We start from the raw sequence: 4,529 nt of genomic DNA, 5'->3' as shown, positions 1-4,529 counted from the left end.
AGCGGGGTCAGGGCTTGCGGCCGACGCCGCCGTAGGCCATGACGCGCGCCTTCGGCGAGCCCTGCTCGTCCCCCTCGTCCGGACGCCACTCGGGCAGGAACACCACGCCCGGATCGAGGACGTCCAGACCGTCCAGGAACGCCGCGACCTCGGCCCGCGACCGCATGAACGCCTCGCTCTGCCGCTTCTTCGACAGGTCCGTCATCGACCGGACGTGCTCGGGCAGCGCGTCGTCGGTGCCGTGCGACAGCACCAGCGCGCTGCCGGGCGCCATCAGCGCGGTGTACCTGTCGACGAGGCCCTGCGGGTCCCCGGTGTCGGGCACGTAGTGCAGGACGCCGAGCATCAGGACCGCGACCGGCTCGTCCCAGTCGATGAGCCGCCGCACCTCGGGATCGGCGAGCACGCCGTCCGGGTCGCGCAGGTCGCCGAGCACCATCGACGCCGCGTCCCGGCCGGCGAGGATCTCGCGGCCGTACGCCACCGCCGTCGGGTCGTGGTCGGCGTACACCACCCGGCCGTCCGGGCGGACCTCGGCGACGACCTCGTGCACGTTCCCCACCGTCGGGATGCCCGAGCCGATGTCGAGGTACTGCCGGATGCCGGCCCGGGCGCACGCCCGCACCGCGCGCCGCAGGAACGCCCGGTTCAGCCGGGCGACCTCCGGCGCCTCGGGCACCCGCTCCATCATCTGCCGGGCGAACTCGCGGTCCACCGGCAGGTTGTGGTCGCCGCCCAGGTAGAAGTCGTAGACCCGGGCGACGCTCGCCCGCTCCGATTCCGGCGCGGCCCGCGCGACCCCCGGCCCCGCGTCCGGCGGCGGGGTCACCTCGCGACCTCGTCGAAGAACGCGTCGGCGCGGTGCTGGTCGGCGCACAGGTGCGTGCCGTTGACGATCTTGCCGTCGGCGAACCGCCACAGCACGCAGTACTCCATCTCGAAGTCGCTGTCCGGCGCGACGGTGTAGGTGCGCTGCGCCTCGACGATGTAGTCGTCGTTGGCGCCGGTCACGTAGGTGTCGGACCGCATCTCGAACTGGCTGATCCGGTCGAAGAACGCCACGACGTCGGGCAGCCCGCGGATGACGCCGCTGACCTGGCTGCGGCCGGGGAAGTTCCAGGTCACGTCCTCGGCCATGACCTCGCGCAACGCGTCCATGTCGTGCTTGCCGTAGGCCTCGAAGAAGCGGTGGATGATCTCCTGGTTGGCGTGCGTCATGGCGCCCTCTCCTCCTGCTCCTGGTATGGGGGGTTCCGGTTCAGCGCTCGCGGTTGTAGAGGTAGACGGTCAGCGGTCCGAAGACGGCGATCAGCACGGCGTAGGCGATGAACGCCGTGGCGACGTGCCAGGCGGTGGCGTCCCCGGCCATCAGCCCCCGGACGGCCGTGACGGTGCGGGTCACCGGGTTGACGTTCACCACGGCCTGCAGCCAGCCGGGCATGCTGTGCGTGGCGACGAAGATGTTGCTGCCGAACAGCAGCGGGAACACGCCGATGCCGCTCAGCGTCATGATCGTCTGCGGTTTGTCGACGACCAGCCCGAGCGCCGTCCACACCCAGGCCAGGCTGAAGGCGAACACCTGGATCAGCGCCAGCGCCGCGACCACGCCGAGGAACCCGCCGTGCGGCCGGTAGCCGAGCAGCAGCCCGAGCAGCACCGCGACGACCGAGGCCATCAGGTACCGGACGGTGTCGCTGAGCAGTTCGCCCACGAGCATCGCCGGCCGCCAGACCGGCATCGACCGGAACCGGTCGTCGATCCCGGTGGAGACGGCGACGTTCAGCGCGATGCCGGTGTTCATGCTGATCATCACCACCGTCAGCACCACCACACCGGGCAGCAGGAACTGCAGGTAGCGGTCGGTCGAGCCCGCGATCGCGCCGCCGAACAGGAAGGTGAAGACCAGCGTCACCATCACCGGGAACAGCACGGCGTCGAACACCTGCTGCGGATCGCGCCGGACCTTGAACAGCGCGCGCTGGCAGAAGATCCAGCACATCGTGACCGGGCTCGGGCGCGGCGGACGCTGCTCGCCGGTGCGCAGCGCGGCGCGCACGGCCGCCTCCAGGCCCGCCGCGTCGCCGTTGGGGGCGAGCGCGGGGGCCGCGCCGCCGGTGCGGGGTTCGCTCATGTGGTTCCGCCGTCCCGTCCGCCGTGGAAGCCCGCAGGGCCGCCGCCCTCGGGCGCGCCGCCGCGCGTCGCGGCTGCGCCGTCGTCTCCGGCCGCGTCGCCGCCTTCGGCCGTGCCGCCGTCTCCGGACGTCCCGCCGGGCTCGGCGTGGTGGCCGGTGAGGGCGAGGAACACCTCGTCCAGGCTCGGCCGCTCGAAGGTGAAGTCCGCGAGCGCGACGCCCTCGCGGGTGAGTTCGGAGAGCGCCCGCGTGGCGCGTTCGACGCCCTTGCCGTCCCCGCCGTCGGTGATCCGCACCGACAGTGCCGCCGGGTCGCCGTTGGACGTCCCGGCCGGTCTCTCATGGGCCGCGTCGCCCTGCCCGCCACCGCGTCCGCCGCCGGGCCTGCCGCCGGGGGAGTGGGCGGTGGCGCCGGGCGTGGGACCGCCCCGGGAGGCGCCGGCGGTGATCTCGCCGTCGGGCCCGAGCTCCCGGCGCAGGATCCGGACGGCCGTGTCGCGCTGCGCCGGGTCGCGCAGCCGGACGCGCAGCGCGTTCGACCCGACGGACGCCTTGAGCTCGTCGGACGTCCCGTCGGCGATGATCCGGCCGCGGTCGATGACCGCGATGCGGTCGGCGAGCTGGTCGGCCTCCTCCAGGTACTGCGTGGTGAGCACGACCGTGGTGCCGGTGTCGACGATCGCGCGGACCACGGCCCAGACCCGGCTGCGGCTGACGGGGTCGAGACCGGTGGTCGGCTCGTCCAGGAACAGGACGTCCGGGCGGACGACCAGGCTCGCGGCCACGTCCAGGCGGCGGCGCAGGCCGCCGGAGAAGTTCTTGACCAGCACGTCCGCCTGCTCCTCCAGGCCGAAGGCGGTCAGCAGCTCGGCGGCGCGGGTGCGGGCCTGCGCGGGCCGGAAGCCCAGCAGCCGGGCCAGCACGAACAGGTTGTCGGCGCCGCTGAGGTCCTCGTCGACGGAGGCGAACTGGCCGGTGAGGCTCACCCGCGAGCGGACGGCCGCGGCCTCCCGGACGACGTCGTGGCCGCAGACCCGGGCCGTGCCGGAGTCGGGGCGCAGCAGCGTCGCCAGGATACGGATCGTGGTCGTCTTGCCCGCGCCGTTCGGGCCGAGGAAGCCGTGCACCGTGCCGGGCCGGACGGCGAGGTCGACGCCGTCCACCGCGCGGGTCTCACCGAAGGTCTTGACGAGGCCCGACGTCTCGATGGCCAGGTCGGATGCGGGGGCCAAGAGGTCCTCCAGGCGGGGCGGGGCCGGATGGCGGGTCACGTCGGGCCGGAACGGTCGGGTCGGAGCGGGAGCCGGACTCCGACTATCCCAAACCTTAGTGTGGCCGGTCACTCTCCGGCACGGTAACACCGCGCTTCGACGCGATGAACCCCAAGATTGACTTGAATTTGTAGTAGCGTTACTTTCACCCTGCACTTTCGCTCCGCGCTCTAGGACCGCCTCCCGGACCCCAGGAAGGGGCGCACAGGATGCGCGTACTGTTCGCCGCCACCCCGCCGATCAGCAAGGTGTTCGCGCTCGCCCCGCTGGCCTGGGCGTTCCGCGCGGCCGGCCACGAGACCCTGCTGACCTACTCCGAGCAGATCGCCCAGGCCGCCGAGACCGGCCTGCAGGTCGTGGACGCCGCGCCCGGCACGTCCGGCAACGCGATCCTCGCCGAGCTGTTCGCCGCGCGGCCGGAACTGGTCGAGCGCTGGCTGGAGCCGCTCGGCGACGACCCGGCCAAGCTCGCGCCCGGCGTCGCCGAGCTGAACCGCCCGTTCCTCCCCACCGCGGTCGAGCTCGCCGACCACTGGCGTCCCGACCTGGTGGTGTTCGAGCAGTCCGCTCCCTACGGGCTGGTCGCCGCGGCCCGCGCCGGGGTGCCCGCCGTGCAGCGCAACCTCGGCACCATCCGCACCGCCGGGGTGCACGACGCCGTGCTGCGCCTGCTCGCCGCCGACTTGGAACGCCTCGGTGTGCCGGACGTGCCGTCCCGGGCCGCGCTGACGCTGGAGTTCGTCCCGCCGGGCATGCTGCCGTTCCCCACTCCCGAGGGCGAGTTCATGCGCTACGTCCCGTACACCGGCGGCGCGGGGATGCAGCGGCTGCCGACGCGCGGCGACCGTCCGCGCGTGGTCGTCACCCTCGGCAGCATCCGCCCCGACATGCACGGGCTCGGCCCGCTGGAGGCGACCGTCGCGGCGGCGGCCGAGACGGACGCCGAGTTCCTGCTGGCGCTCGGCGACGCCGACCCGGCGCCGCTCGGCGCGCTGCCGCCCAACGTCCGCCCGATCGGCTGGACGCCGATGGACCTGCTGCTGCCGACCTGCGCCGGAGTCGTGCACCACGGCGGCGGCGGGACCGCGCTGGCCGCGATCTGGGCGGGCGTTCCGCAGCTGGTCGCG

The 4,529-nt window shown here is 73.5% G+C and carries 5 protein-coding genes; 1 reads left to right on the top strand and 4 read right to left on the bottom strand.

The window, feature by feature from the left end:
* Window positions 1–7 precede the first annotated feature (7 nt).
* Genes AB0J52_RS28770 through AB0J52_RS28755 form a run of 4 tightly spaced genes read right to left on the bottom strand, consistent with a single transcriptional unit; the run spans window position 8 to window position 3,363 of the window.
* On the bottom strand, window positions 8–829 hold the full coding sequence (locus AB0J52_RS28770; RefSeq protein ID WP_500185626.1) for an SAM-dependent methyltransferase: 822 nt from the start codon (window positions 827–829) through the stop codon (window positions 8–10).
* A complete protein-coding gene (locus tag AB0J52_RS28765; RefSeq protein ID WP_500185624.1) occupies window positions 826–1,218 on the bottom strand; it encodes a nuclear transport factor 2 family protein in 393 nt (130 codons plus the stop codon). Before AB0J52_RS28765 ends, AB0J52_RS28770 begins: the two co-directional genes overlap by 4 nt.
* A 40-nt stretch (window positions 1,219–1,258) precedes the next feature.
* A complete protein-coding gene (locus AB0J52_RS28760) occupies window positions 1,259–2,131 on the bottom strand; it encodes an ABC transporter permease (protein WP_500185623.1) in 873 nt (290 codons plus the stop codon).
* Complete coding sequence (locus AB0J52_RS28755) at window positions 2,128–3,363, bottom strand: ATP-binding cassette domain-containing protein (protein ID WP_500185622.1); 1,236 nt, start codon at window positions 3,361–3,363, stop codon at window positions 2,128–2,130. The genes AB0J52_RS28760 and AB0J52_RS28755 overlap by 4 nt, the downstream gene beginning before the upstream one ends.
* Before the next feature lie 248 nt (window positions 3,364–3,611).
* On the opposite strand from AB0J52_RS28755, the gene AB0J52_RS28750 reads away from it, so the two are divergent.
* Window positions 3,612–4,529 (top strand): nucleotide disphospho-sugar-binding domain-containing protein (locus tag AB0J52_RS28750; protein ID WP_500185620.1); only part of this gene is annotated, 918 nt, incomplete at its 3' end.

This window comes from Spirillospora sp. NPDC049652 (assembly GCF_040675125.1).
GTDB lineage: Bacteria > Actinomycetota > Actinomycetes > Streptosporangiales > Streptosporangiaceae > Spirillospora.
The sequence above is the reverse complement of the archived record's forward strand: the minus strand, read 5'-3'. Positions and strand labels throughout refer to the sequence as shown.

Coding starts and splice junctions, on each gene's coding strand:
- AB0J52_RS28760 (WP_500185623.1), bottom strand. CDS start 2,131: ATGAGCGAACCCCGCACCGGCGGCGCGGCCCCCGCGCTCGCCCCCAAC.
- AB0J52_RS28765 (WP_500185624.1), bottom strand. CDS start 1,218: ATGACGCACGCCAACCAGGAGATCATCCACCGCTTCTTCGAGGCCTAC.